Source organism: Portibacter lacus (assembly GCF_021533215.1).
GTDB classification, from domain to species: domain Bacteria; phylum Bacteroidota; class Bacteroidia; order Chitinophagales; family Saprospiraceae; genus Portibacter; species Portibacter lacus.
In genome coordinates, this window is sequence record NZ_JAJNKA010000010.1 from 153,318 (window position 1) to 173,282 (window position 19,965).

At 36.3% G+C, this 19,965-nt stretch carries 17 protein-coding genes; 11 read left to right on the forward strand and 6 right to left on the reverse strand.

The window, feature by feature from the left end:
- Positions 1-4 precede the first annotated feature (4 nt).
- Positions 5-658 (reverse strand): ABC transporter ATP-binding protein, encoded by a 654-nt coding sequence (locus tag L2586_RS16940; protein ID WP_235294120.1) that lies wholly within the window; start codon positions 656-658, stop codon positions 5-7.
- A 261-nt stretch (positions 659-919) separates the two neighbouring features.
- Here L2586_RS16940 and L2586_RS16945 point away from each other — a divergent pair, with 261 nt between their 5' ends.
- Complete coding sequence (locus tag L2586_RS16945) at positions 920-2,134, forward strand: glycosyltransferase family 4 protein (RefSeq protein ID WP_235294121.1); 1,215 nt, start codon at positions 920-922, stop codon at positions 2,132-2,134.
- A 16-nt stretch (positions 2,135-2,150) separates the two neighbouring features.
- Here the strand turns inward: L2586_RS16945 and L2586_RS16950 are convergent, their stop codons facing one another.
- The gene (locus L2586_RS16950; RefSeq protein ID WP_235294122.1) at positions 2,151-3,563 is read right to left on the reverse strand and encodes a sulfatase family protein; all 1,413 of its coding nucleotides are present in this window, start codon (positions 3,561-3,563) and stop codon (positions 2,151-2,153) included.
- A gap of 56 nt (positions 3,564-3,619) precedes the next feature.
- Between L2586_RS16950 and L2586_RS24695 the strand changes: the two genes are divergently transcribed.
- Genes L2586_RS24695 through L2586_RS16970 form a run of 4 tightly spaced genes read left to right on the forward strand, consistent with a single transcriptional unit; the run spans position 3,620 to position 6,975 of the window.
- Complete coding sequence (locus tag L2586_RS24695) at positions 3,620-4,813, forward strand: glycosyltransferase (protein WP_235294123.1); 1,194 nt, start codon at positions 3,620-3,622, stop codon at positions 4,811-4,813.
- Positions 4,773-5,918 (forward strand): 3,4-dihydroxy-2-butanone-4-phosphate synthase, encoded by a 1,146-nt coding sequence (ribB, locus tag L2586_RS16960; protein ID WP_235294124.1) that lies wholly within the window; start codon positions 4,773-4,775, stop codon positions 5,916-5,918. The genes L2586_RS24695 and ribB overlap by 41 nt, the downstream gene beginning before the upstream one ends.
- Position 5,919: 1 nt before the next feature.
- Entirely contained in the window at positions 5,920-6,687 is a 768-nt protein-coding gene (locus L2586_RS16965; RefSeq protein ID WP_235294125.1) for a hypothetical protein, read from the forward strand.
- 3 nt (positions 6,688-6,690) lie between these two features.
- Positions 6,691-6,975: a hypothetical protein gene (locus L2586_RS16970; RefSeq protein ID WP_235294126.1), complete on the forward strand. Its 285-nt coding sequence runs from the start codon at positions 6,691-6,693 to the stop codon at positions 6,973-6,975.
- 56 nt (positions 6,976-7,031) lie between these two features.
- Here the strand turns inward: L2586_RS16970 and L2586_RS16975 are convergent, their stop codons facing one another.
- Positions 7,032-8,375 carry a DEAD/DEAH box helicase gene (locus tag L2586_RS16975; RefSeq protein ID WP_348535555.1) on the reverse strand — a complete coding sequence of 448 codons (1,344 nt, stop codon included), beginning with the start codon at positions 8,373-8,375 and terminating at the stop codon, positions 7,032-7,034.
- A 239-nt stretch (positions 8,376-8,614) separates the two neighbouring features.
- On the opposite strand from L2586_RS16975, the gene L2586_RS24865 reads away from it, so the two are divergent.
- From L2586_RS24865 to L2586_RS17000, 5 genes are all read left to right on the forward strand, one after another.
- Complete coding sequence (locus L2586_RS24865) at positions 8,615-9,076, forward strand: cold-shock protein (protein WP_284284002.1); 462 nt, start codon at positions 8,615-8,617, stop codon at positions 9,074-9,076.
- A gap of 134 nt (positions 9,077-9,210) precedes the next feature.
- Entirely contained in the window at positions 9,211-10,902 is a 1,692-nt protein-coding gene (locus L2586_RS16985) for a thioredoxin family protein (RefSeq protein WP_235294128.1), read from the forward strand.
- 57 nt (positions 10,903-10,959) lie between these two features.
- Entirely contained in the window at positions 10,960-12,636 is a 1,677-nt protein-coding gene (locus tag L2586_RS16990; protein WP_235294129.1) for a TlpA family protein disulfide reductase, read from the forward strand.
- On the forward strand, positions 12,633-14,276 hold the full coding sequence (locus L2586_RS16995) for a T9SS type B sorting domain-containing protein (protein WP_235294130.1): 1,644 nt from the start codon (positions 12,633-12,635) through the stop codon (positions 14,274-14,276). Before L2586_RS16990 ends, L2586_RS16995 begins: the two co-directional genes overlap by 4 nt.
- Positions 14,277-14,467: 191 nt before the next feature.
- Complete coding sequence (locus L2586_RS17000) at positions 14,468-15,505, forward strand: bestrophin family protein (protein WP_235294131.1); 1,038 nt, start codon at positions 14,468-14,470, stop codon at positions 15,503-15,505.
- Here L2586_RS17000 and L2586_RS17005 read toward each other — a convergent pair.
- Together L2586_RS17005 and L2586_RS17010 are read right to left on the reverse strand one after the other, a co-directional pair.
- The gene (locus tag L2586_RS17005) at positions 15,497-15,844 is read right to left on the reverse strand and encodes a DUF2752 domain-containing protein (protein WP_235294132.1); all 348 of its coding nucleotides are present in this window, start codon (positions 15,842-15,844) and stop codon (positions 15,497-15,499) included. The two genes, L2586_RS17000 and L2586_RS17005, sit on opposite strands and share 9 nt — an antisense overlap.
- A 65-nt stretch (positions 15,845-15,909) precedes the next feature.
- On the reverse strand, positions 15,910-16,353 hold the full coding sequence (locus L2586_RS17010) for a YqaE/Pmp3 family membrane protein (RefSeq protein WP_235294133.1): 444 nt from the start codon (positions 16,351-16,353) through the stop codon (positions 15,910-15,912).
- Between the two features lie 282 nt (positions 16,354-16,635).
- On the opposite strand from L2586_RS17010, the gene L2586_RS17015 reads away from it, so the two are divergent.
- On the forward strand, positions 16,636-18,159 hold the full coding sequence (locus L2586_RS17015) for a SulP family inorganic anion transporter (protein ID WP_235294134.1): 1,524 nt from the start codon (positions 16,636-16,638) through the stop codon (positions 18,157-18,159).
- A 477-nt stretch (positions 18,160-18,636) separates the two neighbouring features.
- On the opposite strand, the gene L2586_RS17020 is transcribed toward L2586_RS17015, so the two are convergent.
- Positions 18,637-19,857 (reverse strand): hypothetical protein, encoded by a 1,221-nt coding sequence (locus L2586_RS17020; protein WP_235294135.1) that lies wholly within the window; start codon positions 19,855-19,857, stop codon positions 18,637-18,639.
- Positions 19,858-19,965: the final 108 nt, after the last annotated feature.

The following is a 19,965-nucleotide window of genomic DNA, read 5'->3' on the forward strand; positions in this document are numbered from 1 at the left end:
TTACCTACTTTTTAATTAAGCCATCCTCCATTGTTAGTGATCGGTCACTCATATCAGCAAGTTCATTGTTATGGGTTACGATTACAAAACTTTGATTGAAATCAGTTCTTAGTTTGAAAATAAGATGATGTAGTTCTTCAGAGGTGACATTGTCCAGATTTCCCGAAGGTTCATCTGCGAATATAATTTGTGGATCATTGATCAATGCGCGTGCGACTGCAACGCGCTGTTGTTCTCCACCTGATAACTGGTTAGGCTTATGAGTAAGACGGTCAGATAATCCAAAGTAATCAAGTAACTCTTTTGCTTTATTTGTAAGCTGTTTTTGATTGGATTTCGCAATCATTCCAGGAATCATTACATTTTCTAGTGCTGTAAATTCATTCAGCAGGTGATGGAATTGGAAAATAAAGCCTAATTTTTGATTTCTGAACTTTGCTAACTGTTTAGGGTTGAGCTTTGATATTTCTTGATCTGCAATGATTAATGATCCCTCATCTGCTGAATCTAATGTCCCTAGAATATGAAGCAAAGTACTTTTTCCGGTTCCAGATTTCCCGACAATGCTGACGACCTCTGCTTTCTGAATCTCTAAGTTAATGCCTTTTAATACTTGTAGATCTCCGAAAGATTTTTTTATGTTCTGTGCAATTAGCATTGTTAGACTTCAAAATTTTAATATAAAAAAAACTAAATATATGTTTTATAAAATTGAAATATAATCAGGTTCACATTATTTGCACAAAGAATTTGATTTTTTTAAATATATTTTGAATTTCTAACGTTGTAGTACTTGAATATAAACCTTAAAATGAATTGTTAATCATGACGTATTACTCAAACTTAATTCGGAATTAACAATTATTCTCTTATTTTTGGGCTATAGATTAAGTGAGAAACATAGTTTTTATCAACCGATATGAAGATACTTCAACTCTGTAAAAAATTTCCCTATCCATTGAAAGATGGAGAGACTATTGCTGTTACTTATCTAAGTAAAGCCTTGTATGAATTGGGTTGTGAAATAACGCTTTTGTGTATGAATACTAGCAAACATCATACGGATGTGGCTAATATTCCTGATAATTATAATCATTATAAAGATATTCATTTCGTAGATATCGATAATTCAATAACGCCGTTTGGAGCTTTTACCAACTTGTTTAGAAAAGAATCTTACCATGTTTCTAGGTTTATTAGTGATGAGTTCAAAACTGCAATTATTGATATCTTAAGCAAAGAAGAATTTGATGTTATTCAATTAGAAACATTATACTTAGCACCATATGTAGATCTGATTAGAGAACATACGAATGCCATCATTACGATGAGAGCGCATAACGTAGAGCATGAAATATGGGAGCGAATAACTAAGAATACAACGTTTTTTCCAAAGAAAATTTACCTTAACTACTTAACTAAGAAGCTTAAGAAATTTGAATTAGATAACCTGAACGCATATGATTATTTAATTGCGGTTACGAAGAAGGATCTAAAAACTTTCAAAGAATTAGGTTATAAAAATGGCGCAATTGCTTCTCCTATTGGGATTGAGACAAAATCGTACAAGATAAAGCCTACCGCAGCTCGGGAAAATGAGTTTTCTCTTTGCTTTATTGGTTCTTTGGATTGGCGTCCGAATACAGAAGGCCTTGATTGGTTCTTACAAGAAGTCTGGCCGAGCATGCATGTTAAATTTCCAAATTTGAAATTACACATCGCTGGTAGAAATACACCTTATAGTATAATGAGCTTGAATCTTCCTAATGTTATCATTCATGGGGAAGTAGAAAGTGCCATCGGATTCTTAGGAGAACATACTGCTTTAGTTGTTCCATTATTTAGTGGTTCTGGTATGCGAGTGAAAATTCTAGAAGGAATGGCACTAGGGAATGTCGTTATAACTACAAGATTAGGATTAGAAGGAATCGATGCTAAGCACGGAGAAGAAGTTCTAATCGCGGATACGACGGATGCATTTATCAATTGTGTAGAACAGTGTATTAATGATGAAAAATTGGTAGAACGAATTAGTGAAAACGCTATAGAATTTGTCGCTAATACCTATGATAACATCGATAATGCGAAAGAACTTCTAGATACTTATAAGGAGTTAATGATTAAGTACGCTTAAGAGTTATAACCGAGATTTATTCCACTCGTCCTACTTCTCGAAGTCCTTCACCGATTCTATCTGTTAATGCATCTCCTAAATCTTTGCGAGCTCGTTCTGCATACTTTTCAATTTCAGCAACAATATTTAAGTTTTCTGCGAATACATTCACGGTTTCACTCGGATCGTCCTTTAGATTATATAACTCTGTTCGCTCCATGTCTATGAATCGATAACTTCCTGGTAAGCCATCTTTGCCTGGTTCCTGACCATGCATGGTTCTGTATCGATGTGGAAATACCATTTTCCAATCACCATATCTAATCGCGTGGAGTTCATTAACTTTATAATAGTACAGAAAGATTTCGTGTGGATTTTCCTTTGTTTCTCCAGTCCAGATATCCCACACATCTAGACCATCTATTTTCAAGTGCGGAAGTTCTGCTCCTGTTAATTTAGCAACGGTAGGCAAGATGTCCATTGCATAGAATGGAGTCTGAATTTTTTCGTCGGCACTGATCTTCCCTGGAAAGGAAACAATAAATGGCGTTCTGTGTCCACCCTCCCATGAAGTACCTTTCGCTTCCCTGAATATTCCTGAGTTACCAGCATGGTTGCCATAAGCTTTCCACGGCCCATTATCCGAAGTGAAAATGACGAGTGTGTTTTTATCTAATTCCAGTTCTTTAAGGGTTTGTAATATTTCCCCCACACTCCAGTCTAATTCAAGCATCACATCACCATAAAGCCCGTTTTCTGATTTACCCTTGAATTTGTCAGAAACAAATAAAGGCACATGTGGCTGGGGATGAGCTAGGTAGAGGAAAAATGGTTCTTCTTTGTGTCTTTTGATGAAATCAACACTGTGATTAGTCAAGTCAACCGTTAAATTAGACTGATCAGTCAATGTATCAATTACATCATTTCCTTGAATTAAGGGCAGAGGCTTGAAATTGAAAACCGGTCCCTGTTGAGGATGAAATGGCCACATGTCGTTTGAATAAGGAATTCCTATATATTCATCGAATCCATGATTTAGAGGCAAGAACTTTGGATCATCGCCTAAGTGCCACTTCCCAAAAGCACCGGTGTGATAACCTTCCTTTTTTAGCATCTCTGCGATGGTGATTTCGCTAAGGTTAATTCCGATTTTTGAATCTGGCATCATCGCATTATGAATTCCGACTCTATTCGGGTAACATCCCGTAAGTATAGAAGCTCTAGAAGCAGAGCAGATGGGCTGCCCAGCATAATAGCCTGTGAATTGTGCACCTTCCTCAGCCATTTTGTCTAGGTTCGGAGTTTGATTCAAGGTAGAACCAAAGCAGGACAGATCTGCATAACCCATATCATCTGTTAAGATAATGATCACATTCGTATGCGCTAATGGAGTTTCTTCATTACAAGAAAAAAGAAGAAGTAATGGTAATAACAATAACGATAGCTTCATGCAAACAAATATAATAGAATATAGACACCGAATTATAGTTGAAAGTGTATTTTAGCGTGAAATTTAGAGAACTTAAAGTATTGAAATTAGTTATCCTATCTTCACGATTCCCATTTCCTTTAGAGAAAGGCGATAAACTTAGATTGTATCACCAAATTCAAGGGTTAGCTAAGCATCATGAAATTCACTTAATTTCTTTATCGGATTCAGATGTGTCAAAGGCTGATCTTGATAAGATGAAAGAGTGCTGTGAAACGGTTACTATATTTAATTGCTCGAGAATGTCTTCTGCTTTGCACGCTAGCAGAAGCATATTCAATACCATTCCATTTCAGGTCAATTATTTCTACTCGAAGAAAATTCGAAAGCAAGTCCAAGCTCATATTCTCAAATTAAATCCAGACGCTATTTACTGTCAATTAATAAGGATGGCAGAATATACAAAGGATCTACCTTATCCTAAGATTCTAGATTACATGGATGCTTTTTCATTGAATTATTCTAGAAGAGTGAAGCATGAATCCTTTCTGAAAAAGGCATTTTTTAAGATGGAATCGAAGCGACTGCAGCGATATGAAGTCAACATCGCAGGGTCTTTTGATAAATTGACCATTATATCAGAACAAGATAGCAAGTCTATTATTACGAGTAAAGACATCACTGTGATTTCGAACGGCTTAAATGCAGAATATTTTAAACCTAGAACACAAGATAAACCTTATGATCTTCTATTCGTTGGGAATATGGGTTATCACCCTAATATTCTAGCGGCTAAGTTTATCGTTAATAAAATAAAGCCACTTTTGGCAACAGAAACTAAGTTGCAGATTGCAGGGGCAAGACCAAGTGGAGCCGTAAGAGCTTTTGCTTCTGAGCATGTTGAGATTACAGGCTGGGTTGATGATATAAGAACGGCATATGCTTCTGCGAAAATTTTTGTTGCTCCGATATTTAGCGGCGCGGGCCAGCAAAATAAGATTTTAGAAGCGATGTCGATGGGACTAATTTGTATAACAACTCCTACGGTCAATGAAGCGATAGGAGCTGAAAATAAAAAAGAATTATTTATTGCCACTAAACCGGAAGAGTTTGCTAAGTTGATTAAGGAGATTTTAGCAGACCCAGAAGCGTTTAAAATAATAGGATTAAATGCCCGGAAATTTGTAAAAGAGCATTTTTCTTGGGCGATAGAAAACAAAAAGTTGAATGATGTCATTATTAATTGCAGAAAAGAGAAAGAAAATGCATAACCAATTAAATACTATCGAAGAAGCTGTTGAAGATATCAAAGCTGGAAAAATCGTCATTGTAGTCGATGATGAAGATAGAGAGAACGAAGGAGATTTTATCTGTGCAGCTGAAATTGTTACACCGGAGATTATCACCTTTATGGCTACGCATGGGCGTGGGTTAATTTGTACTCCATTAGATGAAGATCGTGCAGAAGAGTTAGAACTGAATATGATGGTAGGAACGAATACTGCACTTCATGAAACAGCATTCACGGTTTCTGTAGATTTAATAGGACAAGGATGCACGACTGGTATTTCTTCATATGATAGAGCAACTGGAATTAAGGCATTAATTGATCCTAAGTCTAAGTCAACGGATTTTGCTAGGCCAGGACATATTTTTCCGTTAAGAGCTAAAAAAGGTGGCGTATTGCGTCGAACAGGACACACAGAAGCTGCGATTGATTTAGCAAGACTTGCTGGATTTGAACCTGCTGGTGTCTTAGTAGAGATTCTGAATGAAGATGGGACGATGGCTAGATTACCACAATTGGTGAAAATTGCTGAAAAACACGATCTTAAGATTATATCTATAAAAGATCTTGTGGAATACAGAATGAGAACCGAGCGAATCATTAAGAAAGAAATAGAAGTGGATGTTCCATCTAAATTAGGTGATTTTAAAGTTGCCATTTATAGCCAGTTAACTACTGGAGATAGGCACCTCGCTATTTATAAAGGTGACATTAAGGCAACTGATTCTGTTTTGGTAAGAGTACATTCTCAGACTGAAACTGGAGATATTCTAGGCACTTTGTTTGGTGAATACGGCACTCAACTTCAGTCTTCTCTGAAAATGATCGAAGAAGAAGGGGTAGGCGTATTACTGTATATGAGACATGGCGAAAAAGGTGATTCTATCATTTCAAAGCTGAAGGAGCTAGATAACAATCCGACAAACGATCCACTTAAGAAGGAAGAGCAGAGAGATTTTGGAGTAGGCGCTCAGATTTTAAGAGATTTAGGTGTAGATAAAATAAAGCTAATCAGTAATCATCCTAAGAAAAGAATCGGACTGATAGGTTACGGATTGGAAATTGTTGAGAATGTAGCATTGGTTTAATTTGAAGATCAAGAATAAAAAGGACATTCAGGTATTGCAAGATACCATCACTAGGGAGCTTGGAGTTGATATTTCGAAGTATCGCGATGAAGATGTTGCGGATAATTTGGTGGATTTACTAGTCTTTCCGAAATACATCTTTAAGTGGATTTCAAGGCCAGTCTTAATAGCATTCTTAGTATACATAGCAGGTTTTTTCTTGATCGATTTGGTCCATGTTCAATATCTGATTTATGGTATTGTTGGTTTAGTGTTGTTTCTCTTAGTGGGCTTTTTTGGAGGGGTTTTGAACTTGAGTAGAAAATTGAATGAAGACTTAGTTAGTATCTCGGAATATTCACTTGGAGTGTTGAAAAACAGCTTGTTAGATGTGAATGATGTGGGTTCTCGGATCAATAAAAATAATATTAAAGATGTCGTTGCCATGCTTTTTCAAGGCGTTATTCATATCGTAACGCTTCCGATGCTAGGGAAAGCGATCGAAAACAAGGTTCCAGTTGTTTCCGGTTTGGTAAAACGTGTCGTAGAAAAGTCGCTTGTGGGCATTTCGAATAGACTCACGTTTGATGATGAAAAGATAGATGAAACCATTATTAATGTTGATGGTGATTCAGTTTTTGTGACTAATTATCTTGGAACGATTGATAAAGCAGGGAAGGGAATAGATGGAACTTTAGGGACTGTGACGAAGGTGATTAGAACTCCGTTCAAGTTGGGTTTTTATATTGCACTGTTTTTTCTGGTGTTATTCATTTATTTAATCTGGTAAGAGATGTGGAAATTAGTATTGGGTCTTCTTTTTTTAGGTCAATTTGTCTATGGGCAAGATGTGAAAAAGGAAGCCTTTAAGATATTGGAAAGTAAGTGCAACGACTGCCATCGTATAGAGAAAAAAGAATCCATTTTTTCATTAGAAAACATGGATATGTATGCGAGGAAGATTAATCGGCAAGTATTCATCTTCAAGATCATGCCTAAGGGCGATGAGGTGAAATTATCAGATAAAGAAAAAGCAAGTCTGAAGACTTGGATTAGGTGGGTGAAAGATCAGAAATAGACGAGTTAGTTTTTGTACAGTAAATTAGTGATCAATGTATTTATACACCTCATTTCTTACCGCTTCTTCTTTTTGTTCTTGGCTCCTCTTTTAATCGGTTTCTTATACTTAAGCTTCATTTTTTCAGCTCGATTCAATTTCTGATTGGTCTTTTTGTTCTTATCCTTTTTCTCATGGAATGCAGCCCCAGCTTCTGCCTTTGTTGCTCTTGGCACCACGACATTCTTCATAATAATTTTCGGTAACTCCTCATCTATCAATACGTCTGATATCTCAACATGCTCAGGCATCTTATTCAGAGGAATGGCAAATTTCATTAAGGCTTCGATATTTGCTAGATATTCCTCCTCAGTTTCAGTTACTAACGAAATCGCAATACCTTTCTTATCAGCACGCCCTGTTCTTCCTATTCTGTGAATGTAATTTTCAGCCTCATCTGGAATGTCAAAATTGATAACATGCGATACTTCCGAAACATCGATTCCTCTTGCAACGATATCTGTCGCTATGAGTAACCTGTATTCGCCACTTGTAAAACTATTCACAGAATTAAAACGGTAATTCTGAGATTTGTTGGAGTGAATTACTCCTATTTGCTCGGGAAAAGTCGGATCTAATTCATCAAATAATTTGTCAGCAAATTTCTTCGTGCTGGTGAAAATTAAAACTTTATTGAATTCTTCAGAATCACTAAGAATGTCTTTTAGTAAATTGACTTTCGTATTGAAGTTCTTAACATAATAAAGAGACTGATCTATATTTTCAAGCGGTGTTCCCATCGGAGCAGCCTCTATCTTAACCGGTCTATTAAAGAAATCTAAAATAATAGCCTCTACTTCTTCTGTCATCGTTGCTGAAAAAAGTAGATTTTGACGTTTTTCTGGAAGGTATTCAAGGATTCTTTTTAATTGCGGAAGGAAACCAAGATTCAACATTTCATCTACTTCATCGATGATGAACTTCTTAATGTTCTTCAGTTTTAGGGCGCCCTTTAAACATAGATCTAATAACCTACCAGGTGTAGCGACGACCACATCAGATCCAGCTTCTACTGCTGCAACTTGCGGCTTGATATTCGCACCTCCATAAGCACCGACAACGACCAAGTTTGTATATGCACTCAGTTTTTCCACTTCTTCGACAACCTGCACGACTAGTTCACGGGTAGGAACAATGATTAATATTTGTGGAAAGCGCTCTTTAGAATACTTCCAAAGTCTTAGGGAAGGGAGCAAATAAGCAAAAGTCTTTCCAGTACCTGTTTGTGCAATACCGATCATGTCCCTCCCAGACATAATAGTGGAGAAGGCTTTCTCTTGAATACTGGTAGGATGGGTTATTTTTAAATCGTCAAGTGCCTTAATTAAGCTCTTGTTCAAATTCAAGTCCCGAAACGTGATTTCACTCATAGAATGCAAAATTAAGAAAATAAGGTAGATGGTAAGATAAGATTCTTATAATTGACAATGAAAAATTGAACTATTTTTTAAGAAAATCGGTTTAATCATTTAGGATATGGTATTATTTTCAATATCTTCGCAATCCTAAATTGAATTTGTTTCTTACCGGTAGGCTTTTTTTCGCATTTGTTTGCCATTAGTATCAATATCAACCAATATTTTCTCACTAAATTAATAATATGGCGAAATCACAAGAATCGTTTGCGAAAAAAGAAAAAGAAAAAAAACGGAAAAAGAAGGCTCAAGAAAAAAGAGAAAGAAGAGAAGCTAGAAAGCTTGCTAAAGAAGAAACAGGCAAGGTGGAATTCGAAGATCTTATACGCTACGTAGATGAAAATGGAAACTTGGTTAAAGAAAAACCAGATCCAACTAAACGTAAAAAAATTAAAATCGAAGACATCGTACTCGGTGCAGCACCTCAGTCTGGACTAGAAGCAGATCCTAACAGAAGAGGAAAAGTTAAGTTCTTTAATGATGAAAAAGGCTATGGCTTTATCATTGACTCTGAAACTAAAGACAGTATTTTTGTACACATTAATGCAGTTGAAAGTGGAGAGCTTAAAGAAAATCAAAAAGTAACTTTCCAGATCGAACACGGTCTTAAAGGTTTAACTGCTGTTAGAGTGGAGCATGTTACTTAAAATGTACAATTAGTTTTCGCAAATCCTTTAATAAGTATTATCCGTCAAGACGTTATTAGTCCTTATATTTGATAATCCTTGATTGTAAGAACAATTATGATTTTTTTGCATATGTTCTAAAAATTAAAGAAGAATTGCGAAAACTAACTACTTACTTACTAGCCTTTTTTTGGATAGGTCTCTTTGCTCAAGAAAGAACTAATCTAGAAAATCCACTTATCGAGAAGCAAATTTTTGATAAAGATAGAATTCCTTTAGTAGAAGGGAAATTACTAAATTATAGTCCTTCCGACGCTCCGAGTCTTTCTATAAAATATTCATTTGCTACTCCTACGATAAAGAAACAGGTTACTCGATCAGCTGAAATCGCTTCAGATGGATCTTTCAATATTAAGCTCGATTTAGGTATCGGTTATCAGGAAGTCTGGTTATCTGTAGGTGATTTATACTATGGACGACTGCTCGCGAATAAAGATCTCTACATCGAACTAGATTTAACTCTTTTACAAGAATCTCCGATTAACCATATTGGAGAAGGAGTTGCATTTAGCGGAACTGACGCGAAAATGAACATGTTCATTAATGAATTTGAAATCTATAAGAGTGATAAAAGAGCCGAAATCGATGATGAAAAGATAAGCATCATCATGTCTAATTCTTTTTCGAAATTAGAAAAGGAAAAAGAACTCAAAAAGGTTTATAAAAAACAAGCCACGATAGAGCATCAGTTCGCTAAGAAAAATGGGAAGAATTTTGAATGGATTCTTGCAAATGATCGAATAGCATCCATGTATGCTGATCTCTTTTCGATTCACTGGGGTAAGAAAATGAGTGATCTACTGAAACAAGAATGTTTGGCTTTTAAGCCATCTATCGTCTCTAATGCAAGTATTCGATACTATGATTTTATAGGGTTATATTACAAAATTCCTAATCGGATAGAAACAAAAATGATCACGGAAAGAACGCTCCGAGCTCAGCTATCTGAAACCACAAGTAGTGCTAACTTAGATCAGTTTCTGAGAGAGTACGACAAGAAAAGAGATCACTTGCAGTACAACGCCGAAGTATATGAACAAGGAGAAATGCTATACCTTGATACCTATGAGGCGGAATTGGAAATGGCCAGTCTAGATTTACAACTCCAAAAAATTAATAAACTTTCGAAAGAGAAATCTGCGTTGGTAAAATTATTAAGCCAGCCAGACAACTTGCGACTTCGGGCTATTTTTATTGAAAAAGTCAAATCTGAAGATCCGAGTAGCTGGATCATTTCACTAATGACTAAAGATTTAGAAACGGATATCAAGTTAGTTGATAATCTCACAAGCGTCCTAAAGCAGAATAAGGATCAGAATAATATTTCTATCGGAACAGAAACACATCTTACAGATTGTTTTATTGCAGATTCGATAAGTATGGAATCCTTAATTTGTAACATTAAGGCCATGTATCCAGAGAAAGCAATCATTCTTGATTTTTGGGCACCTTGGACTTCCATTTGCAAAGATGATCTAACCAGAAATAAATCATTTAGTGAAGCGTTAGATACACTTCCTATTCAGATGGTTTACTTATGTAGTAGCCTTGATGTTAGCCAGAAATCTTGGGAAGATGCACTTGCTTCGTTTCCTGAATCAGGAACTCATATTTACTTGAATGACCAACTAACGGCTGAGTTTATGGAATACTTCCAGATAAAGAAGTATCCCACTTATTTCTTTATTGATCAAGATGGAAATTTTGACCGAGACCTAATTCCAAGTGTAAGTCAAGTTAAGCCTAGAAAGCTTGCGGCTAGAGTAAGTAAGAGTGAGCGAATTTAGCCCTATTGATTTGGCATAGATTTCGCATCATATATGTAAAATATATAATACATTTTTATGAGAAATCTAATTTTCGCATTCTTAATAGCTGTTTCCTTTTCTCAATTGTCAGCTCAACTAGCTACAGGACTAGAATCTAATGAATTATTAGACAGCCTTCCCAGAGTAGATGGAATGCTTCAAAATTATGATGCTAACTTCAATAAAGATTTATACATAAATTATACACTTCTTGCTCCGAACCAGCAAGGGATGAAGCAAAAAGTAGCCGAAATCAAAGAAGACGGAAGTTTTAAGATTGTAGTAGATGAACCCTTACCATATCAAAAAATAATCCTAAATATTGGCGATTTTTATAAGTGTAATATCATTGCGAACCAAGATGTAAAAGTTGCTATTGACATTAATGAGGTAGGAAAAAAGCACGATAATTTCGACAATAAAGGACTCTTTTTCTCAGGTACAGATGCCGGATTAAATCAATTCTATAATGAATATGTAGAGTACAAACTAGATAAAAAGCTTGATGTCAGAAGACGAAAGTATAGCGCGATCATCAATCGTACTTCTCAGACTGATTTTAAAGTCCGACAGATTCGAGATTTTTATACAGAGCTAGAGAAAATTGAAGCTACATTTACTAGGAAAAAGGGGAAAGAGTATAAATGGCTTTTAGAGAATGAGCGAAATTCAGAACTATACGGAGACTTGGTTTCTATTTTTATTGGTAAAACCATGAATGGCAAGTTGTGGGAGGAATGCTTGTCTCATCAGCCTGCAATGGTTTCAGAGTTAAGTAACCGGTATTATGGCATCCTAACATCTAAGTTATGGAGTCATGAAGAAAAAGAAATAAGATCATTATCTAGAATGATCTTTAAGGCAGATGTCGAAGATCCAGAAGAGAAGAAACAAGTCGATCTATTCTTAGTAGAGCAAGACAAGAAAAAAGCCGGAGTTCCCTATGATAAGGATATTTATCAGCAAGGATTAGAAGATTATATAAATAAGTACGAAAACCAACTTGCTGATGCGAAGCTTAATTTGTTTGCAGAGAAGTTAGCGCAGATTCCAGAAACTAAAATCGGACTTGTTGCGATGAAGGGGCAACCAACGGTAGCGGCTGACAAAGAGCGATATCTCGAAACGGTACTACCATTAATTAATGTTTCATGGCAGAAAGAGAAGCTGATTAGGGATGATAAGAATAATCAAGATTGGGTTTCAGCGATTAGCGAACATATGATTGCAGAAAGAGTTGAAAATTCGGACCCTACTTTAGGTGAATTTCAGGAATACTTAGTGAGTGGGGCAGGAACGTGGTATGCTAAAGCGAATAACGTACAAGAGCTTCTAGGTCAAATAAGAAACTTCTATAAAGGAAAGTCTGTAGTCATCTTTATCTGGGATACATCCTGTGAAGCATGCATCGAAGAACTTACTCGATCAGGTGTCAGCTATGATAGAATAACAAGTCAACCCATAGATATATTAACGCTAGCACTGGACAGAAAATCATCTCGCGCATTATGGAAAGATAAGCTTGCGAAGACTTTTGCGAAAGGTGAACATATTTACCTGGATAAGAAATTGAGCTCAGAAATCTTTGAATATTTTCAATTACCGCCCGTTCCTTCGTACATTTACTTCGATAATGAAGGAAATTTTGTTCCTTTTAAAGTAAGTTCTATCTCCGGCCTAGATGTCGATGAGGTTTTAGAAACGGATGGATGAGAATCGTTTTAATGCTTTTGCTAGTTTTTGCTGCCTTTTCCGGAAGGACTCAAGAGTTTTTGGCAAATGATAGTAATGGCAGACTTGTAAAGCTCAATATGGACGGTTGTGTAACCCAATCGCTCGGCAACATTGGAAGCTTTACAGATATTGCTGCACATCCCGATGGTTTTATTTATGCCATTACTGCTAATGGCGAACTACACAGAGTAGACTTGCAAGGAGCAAATGTCGAACAAGTTGCCAAGCTTCAAGGTAGTTCCTACTATGCTTTAACAGCTTCTTCTACTGGACTAATATACGCTGCAACTGGTGGAGGAACATTGAAATCCTACGAGCCAGCAACAGATGAAATCCGAGACTATCCTAATATGGGATATGGCGCTTCTGGTGATCTGACATTTTACAAAGGACAATTATACATGGCTTCCTTTACCAACGAATTAGTCAGAATCCATCCTGAAAATCCAGCCTTGAACACAGCGATCATTGACTTTGCATCGAAGAACGTAGAAATTTTCGGGATTGTAAGTACACTTTATGAATGTGAAATCAGAACATTTGCCATTTCTGGAGATTTCACGGCTCGTGTTTTCGAAATTGGCTGGGAAGATGGCTCTTTTAATGAATTTTGTACAGTAAATGCTAGAATCTACGGTGGTTCTAGTGAATTCGAGTTCAAAGGTTCTAGAGATGTCTTATTCGTAGACTCTTATCGTAAAAGCAATGAGTTTTGTGATAGTGCTGATGTAAGTGTAACCTTAACAGGCGATGGAATCGGTGATGATTTTTCTTATAGTTTAGATAATATCAACTTCCAGAGCAGTCCTACTTTTACGGGTTTGGATTATGGTAAGCACTATATTTACTTAAAGAATGAACTAGGATGCGAAGGAAAGGATAGTATTTTTTTAGAGCCTGGAAATTTGACATTGAGTATAGCAGAAAGTGTCGATGCCAGCTGTGATGAAGACAATGGAGAAGTCTACTTTACTATTGAAACAAATGCGGATAGCTTTAATATTACGGGCTATGGTTCTGTAAATTCAATAGCGGATCTAGAACCGGCTGCATACTTGTTTACCATTAAAGATACAGACGGATGCGAAGATTCAGTTGCAGTAGACATCGCACAATTGCCAGCTTTAGAAATAGAAAGTTTGGTGATCGAAGCAACATTATGTGGAGATGATAATGGCAGGATTGAAATCGAAACGAACAGATCGGAATACCAAGTAATGCTCGACGAGATGTTGGTGAATAACAGCATCATTAATGACTTACAGGCGAAGGAATATTTGCTGTCAGTCGTGGACGAAGCAGGTTGTAGAATAGATACGACGATACAAGTATCGGCATCACCAGATTGTAACATTTACATACCTAATATTTTTTCTCCGAATGACGATGGGTTTAATGATGTTTTCGAAGTGTACTCACCAGATCGCCTAGAAATTTTAGAATCAAGAGTATATGATCGATGGGGCTCCATACTCTATCAGCAGAGAAACGGACTGACGGCATGGGATGGCAGGTTTAATGGAGTTTATGTAGAACCTGGAATCTATACCTACTTTATTAAGGTTCAGGGAAAAGCTAAGTTGCTAGAATTTGTAGGTGAGGTGAGTTTGACTAAGTAGAATTTTAATTTTGTAGGTCAATGTTTTAAGCTTCAACATCAAGTTGACGCAGTCCATAGACTGATTGTTTTATATATTATACAGACCAAGAATACTTCGTACAAACCTGTTTCATGCGTATGATATTTAAAACTGGCATTGCGTTTTATAGCCTTTTTTTCATATTTTGATTCTTATAAACTAAACAAAACATGTATATACAGAAGAATTTTAGCGTAGTAGGACTTTTGAAATTTTCTGGCGGACACTTGATTTGGATAACGACATGGGTTTTGTCAATTGTTCTTCTTCATGAATATACGTCTTCATCATGGATGTCTATTCCATGGTTACCCATTTCTATTATCGGTACAGCTGTTGCATTTTACGTAGGATTTAAAAACAACCAAGCTTATGACAGACTTTGGGAGGCTCGGAAAATATGGGGAGCGGTAGTGAATAGTAGCAGAGCTTGGGGAAGTTGTGTAAAAGCATTTATTATTAACAAGCATGCAGAAAGTCCCATGTCTGAAGATGAATTATTTGCAGTGAAGAAAAAACTGATCTATCGGCATATTGCTTGGTTATACACCTTAAGAAATCAGCTTTTAATTCCGACACCATGGGAACACATTAGCCAAAATGGATTAGTGGCAATGGTCACTAGAAGAAGAATGAAAGAAACCGGTGTGGGGTTGTATGATGATGGGCAAATTGAGAATATCTTAGGTGAATTTCTTCCGCTAGATGAGAAAGATCGACTGATCGCTTATCAGAACACGGCAACACAGATCATTGACCAGCAAACTAGTGATATTGCAAATTTAAGAGATGAGGAATTCTTAGATGGTTTCAAGCATATCAAATTACAAGGTATTTTAAATGACTTGTACGATCACCAAGGAAAAGCAGAAAGAATAAAGAAATTCCCGCTTCCTCGTCAATACGGAGCTGCGAGTTTTATATTTACTGGAATTTTCATCTTTCTTCTTCCATTCGGAATGGTTTCAGAATTCCATAAGTTAGGAGAATTCGGATCATGGGTTTCGATTCCTTTCACGGTGCTTATTTGTTGGGTATATATCACGATGGAGTTAATAGGCGACTACTCGGAGAATCCTTTCGAAGGACTAAGTAATGATATTCCGATGTTGTCATTGTGTCGAGTGATAGAAATTGACCTAAAAGAAATGTTAGGAGAAGAGCATATTCCAGAAGGAATAAAAGCTAAGAATGGAGTATTAATGTGATGCTTCTATTGTTTGTGTTTGGTCAGCTTTGACTCTTTTATAAGCTTTATAGACCCACATTCCCCAAACAAATATTAATGCTGGATAAACGATAAGACCTAAAGTGTTATAAAAAACTGCATCGTCGAACTGGAAATGATGCATATGCATTACAGATCTAGTTATTCCGCATCCGTAACATTCAATCCCGAAAAACAATCGTGATGGACATAAAACTAAGCCGTCATTGTCAAAGAAATCTCCAGGCAATATCCACAAAACAAACGGGAAGACAATAAGAGCACCAAGCCAAATTTTTTGACCAAGTGGAGAGAAGAATATTTTGAATAACTGGCGCATGAGATATAAATAAAAAGCGGAATCTAGTATTAAAACTTGATTCCGCTTTTATTAGTTAGAATATACTAAGGATAGTAATCCTTCATTTTCATTAAAGCATGAATAACTCCTGGTATCCAACATAAAAAGGTTAAAATAATATTAACCCACCAGTTGTTTCCTTCCCAGTCATCCATTAAACCCATCGCAATAAATCCTAATCCTAAGATAGCAAGTACGATGTAAAGTCCTTTGTCAATATCTTCTGCACCATTCATCTTAGCTTTGATAAATTTTTGTGCAGCTTTTAATTGCAATGTTTTTTTCAATCCTAGCTTGTCGCCAGTCATTTCTTTGTAAGCTTTAGGAGTTAAAGCTAAAAATTGGTCCACAACTAAATGTGTCATCTCGGGTGTTAGCATCTGAATTTTAGGTTCATCGCCAAACTGTTGTGCCCAGCTTACACTGTTCACTGCTTTAGCTCCGAAACCCATAATCAAGAATAAACTGAATAGTAATATTTTCTTCATAGATTTTAATTTTAGTCCAATATAGGAGAATTGAATATAAATGGAAAGAAAATTCGCATAAATATAATTGATGTTCTTAGTTGTATTTTTATGTTTCGGGATTGTTAAGAATGTCCAACGATTGTTTTAGAAGGTTTGTTGAAATCAATCAATTCTATTACAGACCATTGTGTTGCTTAATTATATTGGGTGGGTTTTTTGCGAACTATTTAAATCATTGAATAAGAATAGCTTATAAATATATAAAGTAGTACTTTTGTGCCGCCTTATTAAAAATTAAGCATGAAGAAGTATTTTAATTTGTTTGATCTTTCTCAGAAAGTCAATTATAGAATAGAAATTTTATCTGGATTAACAGTTGCAATGGCGCTGATTCCAGAGGCTGTTGCATTTGCATTGATCGCAGGATTATCTCCATTAACGGGTCTTTATGCAGCATTTGTAATGGGGTTAGTAACTTCTATTTTGGGAGGACGACCTGGGATGATATCAGGAGCCACAGGTGCAGTTGCCGTTGTAATTGCATCATTAGCGCTTACTTACGGAGTAGAATATGTATTTGCTGCTGTAGTGTTGGCAGGAATATTTCAAGTCACTGCTGGTTTTCTGAGGCTAGGTAAATTAATGAGGCTGGTTCCACATCCAGTGATTTTTGGATTTGTGAATGGACTAGCCATTATCATTTTCATGTCACAAATATCTCAATTTAAAGATGGAGATGGCAATTGGTTACAAGGTTCACAGATGTATTGGTTTCTAGGATTAACGATACTGACGATGGTAATTATTTGGGGCTTACCTAAATTGAGCAAGGCAATACCAGCATCTTTGGTAGCTATCGTTGCGATATTTGCCATTGTAATTGGCTTTGGAATTGATACGAAAACAGTAGGAGATATCGCATCTATTAGTGGTGGATTTCCTCCTTTTCACTTACCAATGGTTCCATTGACTTGGGAAACATTTATGATCATATTGCCATATGCAGCGATAGTTGCAGGAGTTGGTTTGATAGAGAGTTTATTAACCTTGAATATCATTGATGAGATCACGGAAACGCGTGGCAGGGGTAATAAAGAAGCAGTTGCTCAAGGGCTTGCGAATATGCTTTCGGGCGTGTTTTCGGGTATGGGAGGATGTGCGATGATCGGACAATCATTAATTAATATTTCATCTGGTGCTAGAGCTAGATTGTCAGGTATAGTTGCTGCAGTTATGTTATTGGTTTTCATTATGTTCGGAGCAGGTCTTATCGAAAGAATGCCAATGGCTGCCTTAACTGGTCTGATGATCATGGTTGCAATAGGAACCTTCGAATGGGCGAGTTTCAGAACCATCAATAAAATGCCTAAGTCTGATATTTTTGTAATGGTATTGGTAACTTTGGTGACAGCTGTTCTTCACAATTTAGCGGTTGCAGTATTAGTAGGTGTAATCATTGCGGCGTTGGTATTTGCATGGGATAATGCTAAGCGAATTAGAGCACGAAAATCTGTTGATGAAAATGGTGTGAAAATCTATGAAATTTACGGTCCATTGTTCTTTGGATCGGTTTCTGTGTTTAATGATAAATTTGATGTTCTTGATGATCCAGAAGAAATAATCATCGATTTCAAAGAGAGTAGGGTGGTAGATATGTCTGCGATCGAAGCTTTGAATAAGATAACTGAGCGATACCAGAAAGTGGGCAAGAAGGTTCACTTGAAACACTTAAGTAAGGATTGCAGAACGTTATTGAAAAATGCTGAAGAGATAATTGATGTCAATGTAATCGAGGATCCGAAGTATAAGTTGATGCTTGATTAGGCAGTAGGTTGGAGCTATAATCATTTAGACTCGGACCTGTCCAGCTTTAGCGGGAAGCTAAATGTGGGAATACAATTCCGGTGCGCTGCACCTCATATTTCATAGATAGGTTATCTTACAAGCAACTTCGGTCCTCTGGACCTCTCTTCTCAATAATATTCATCCCTTATTTTGAAAGCATTTAGACTCGGACCTGTCCAGCTTTAGCGGGAAGCCAGCGGGTGGAAATGTAGGGAAGGCAAGGACTGCGACCTGTCCAGCTTTAGCGGGAAGCTAAATGTGGGTTTATAACCTTAATAGCATATTAGGCATTCTCTACTCTGAAAACATTTGGACTCATACAAGTTTAACAAGTCCGTAGGACTGCTCTTGTTTGTAACACAACTGATATAAAAGAGACACAAGGTGCATCGCACCGGCATTGTAACTTACTTGATGAAAATTTATATTAGGCAGTCACTCCACCAACCTTAATCTCTAGCCAATCAAAATGATTTTTCGAAGTGCAGAAAGTAAAGATTCCCAGATATGTATAAAGAAAGTCTTTTGCTGATCTCTCTCTTCTTCAAAACTTTCCTTCTTATTTATCTCCTCATTAATAAGTGAGTTCCCCAGCAAATTTAAAATCTTATCAAATCTTCGATTCATGTCAATCTTTAAATCCTTATAATCTATATCGACTTGCCCGGTTGAGGTCGACTTATTAAAACTACCATCGATTTCTAAAGAATTAATAATGCCATCTTGCACAGTGACACCTTTCGCAGATCTAAGAATGTGATTACCATGTGATAAATCCATATTGGTCAACTTGCCATATAAATCGTAGTGTGCGTTTTCTTCTCCTAGGAAATGCTTAGTAACCACATGAAGAGGTGCCTGATTTTCAATTTTTGCATCTAATTCGAGAATCATCGTTTGATTTTCAGCGATGGCTATCTGAGTATTTGTGATGTTCGAACCCGTAATATGGATGTTGTTAAAACCAATATTTCCCCTTTGATCGCTACCTTTATCCTTCAAGGAATAAGTTAAGTTCCCATTTTGTAAATCAAGTGTATCGATTAGAAATTCGGATTCAATATTCCTGAGTACTTCAGAGAGTAACATTTTTCGCTTTGACCCAGATGGAATATTGAGGTCTTCTGAAACTTCAGCTGAAAATTCATCTGCCATGATCTTCTTAATACGCTTATCCTTAACATTGACATTGATAAGATTTAAAACAGGAAGATGTAATGTGATGTAAGGCATTCTACTGTCAATTATAGACATAAATTGATCAACAGAATACGATGATTTCAAATCAATATTAGACAAAGTTATATTCGGACCTTTAGAATTTATTTTTTCTATCGTGGCATATCTTAATTCTCCTTTTATCGGCAAATGAATATTAGATAAGGAAAGTGACATGGCATTTAAATCAAATTCCGGTTTCTTAGCCAGTTTTAGCCAATTAATACCTTTAAGTTCTATTCGATCAATACTAGCATTACTAGATTCTTGGACGATGCTGTCAAGACTAACCTCCTGTTTCCAAAAAGATACATTTAAATTGGAGTATTTGTGGATGTCATTTTTACTTAATTCCTGAATGATTTTCTTTTTGATGGTCATATTCAGATATCCTGTAAGCAATACAAGAAATACTAAAATACCAAGTGCCCATAGCAGTGCTTTTTTTCCGTTAGTCATATGCTATATAAGCTAAGGGTGAATGCTTTTGTTCGGGATCTAAAATTGACATAGAAAAGTAACCTAATACAGCAAGATCACTCTGTCTAGAAATACGATATGGGAATA

Excerpts from the sequence above, each read along its gene's own strand:
- L2586_RS17020 (WP_235294135.1), bottom strand. The coding sequence starts at position 19,857 with ATGACTAACGGAAAAAAAGCACTGCTATGGGCACTTGGTATTTTAGTA.
- L2586_RS17005 (WP_235294132.1), bottom strand. The coding sequence starts at position 15,844 with ATGCGCCAGTTATTCAAAATATTCTTCTCTCCACTTGGTCAAAAAATT.
- L2586_RS16995 (WP_235294130.1), top strand. The coding sequence starts at position 12,633 with ATGAGAATCGTTTTAATGCTTTTGCTAGTTTTTGCTGCCTTTTCCGGA.
- L2586_RS24865 (WP_284284002.1), top strand. The coding sequence starts at position 8,615 with ATGGCGAAATCACAAGAATCGTTTGCGAAAAAAGAAAAAGAAAAAAAA.
- L2586_RS17015 (WP_235294134.1), top strand. The coding sequence starts at position 16,636 with ATGAAGAAGTATTTTAATTTGTTTGATCTTTCTCAGAAAGTCAATTAT.
- L2586_RS16970 (WP_235294126.1), top strand. The coding sequence starts at position 6,691 with ATGTGGAAATTAGTATTGGGTCTTCTTTTTTTAGGTCAATTTGTCTAT.
- L2586_RS16990 (WP_235294129.1), top strand. The coding sequence starts at position 10,960 with ATGAGAAATCTAATTTTCGCATTCTTAATAGCTGTTTCCTTTTCTCAA.
- L2586_RS16950 (WP_235294122.1), bottom strand. The coding sequence starts at position 3,563 with ATGAAGCTATCGTTATTGTTATTACCATTACTTCTTCTTTTTTCTTGT.
- L2586_RS17000 (WP_235294131.1), top strand. The coding sequence starts at position 14,468 with ATGTATATACAGAAGAATTTTAGCGTAGTAGGACTTTTGAAATTTTCT.
- L2586_RS16940 (WP_235294120.1), bottom strand. The coding sequence starts at position 658 with ATGCTAATTGCACAGAACATAAAAAAATCTTTCGGAGATCTACAAGTA.
- L2586_RS17010 (WP_235294133.1), bottom strand. The coding sequence starts at position 16,353 with ATGAAGAAAATATTACTATTCAGTTTATTCTTGATTATGGGTTTCGGA.
- L2586_RS16945 (WP_235294121.1), top strand. The coding sequence starts at position 920 with ATGAAGATACTTCAACTCTGTAAAAAATTTCCCTATCCATTGAAAGAT.
- ribB (WP_235294124.1), top strand. The coding sequence starts at position 4,773 with ATGTCATTATTAATTGCAGAAAAGAGAAAGAAAATGCATAACCAATTA.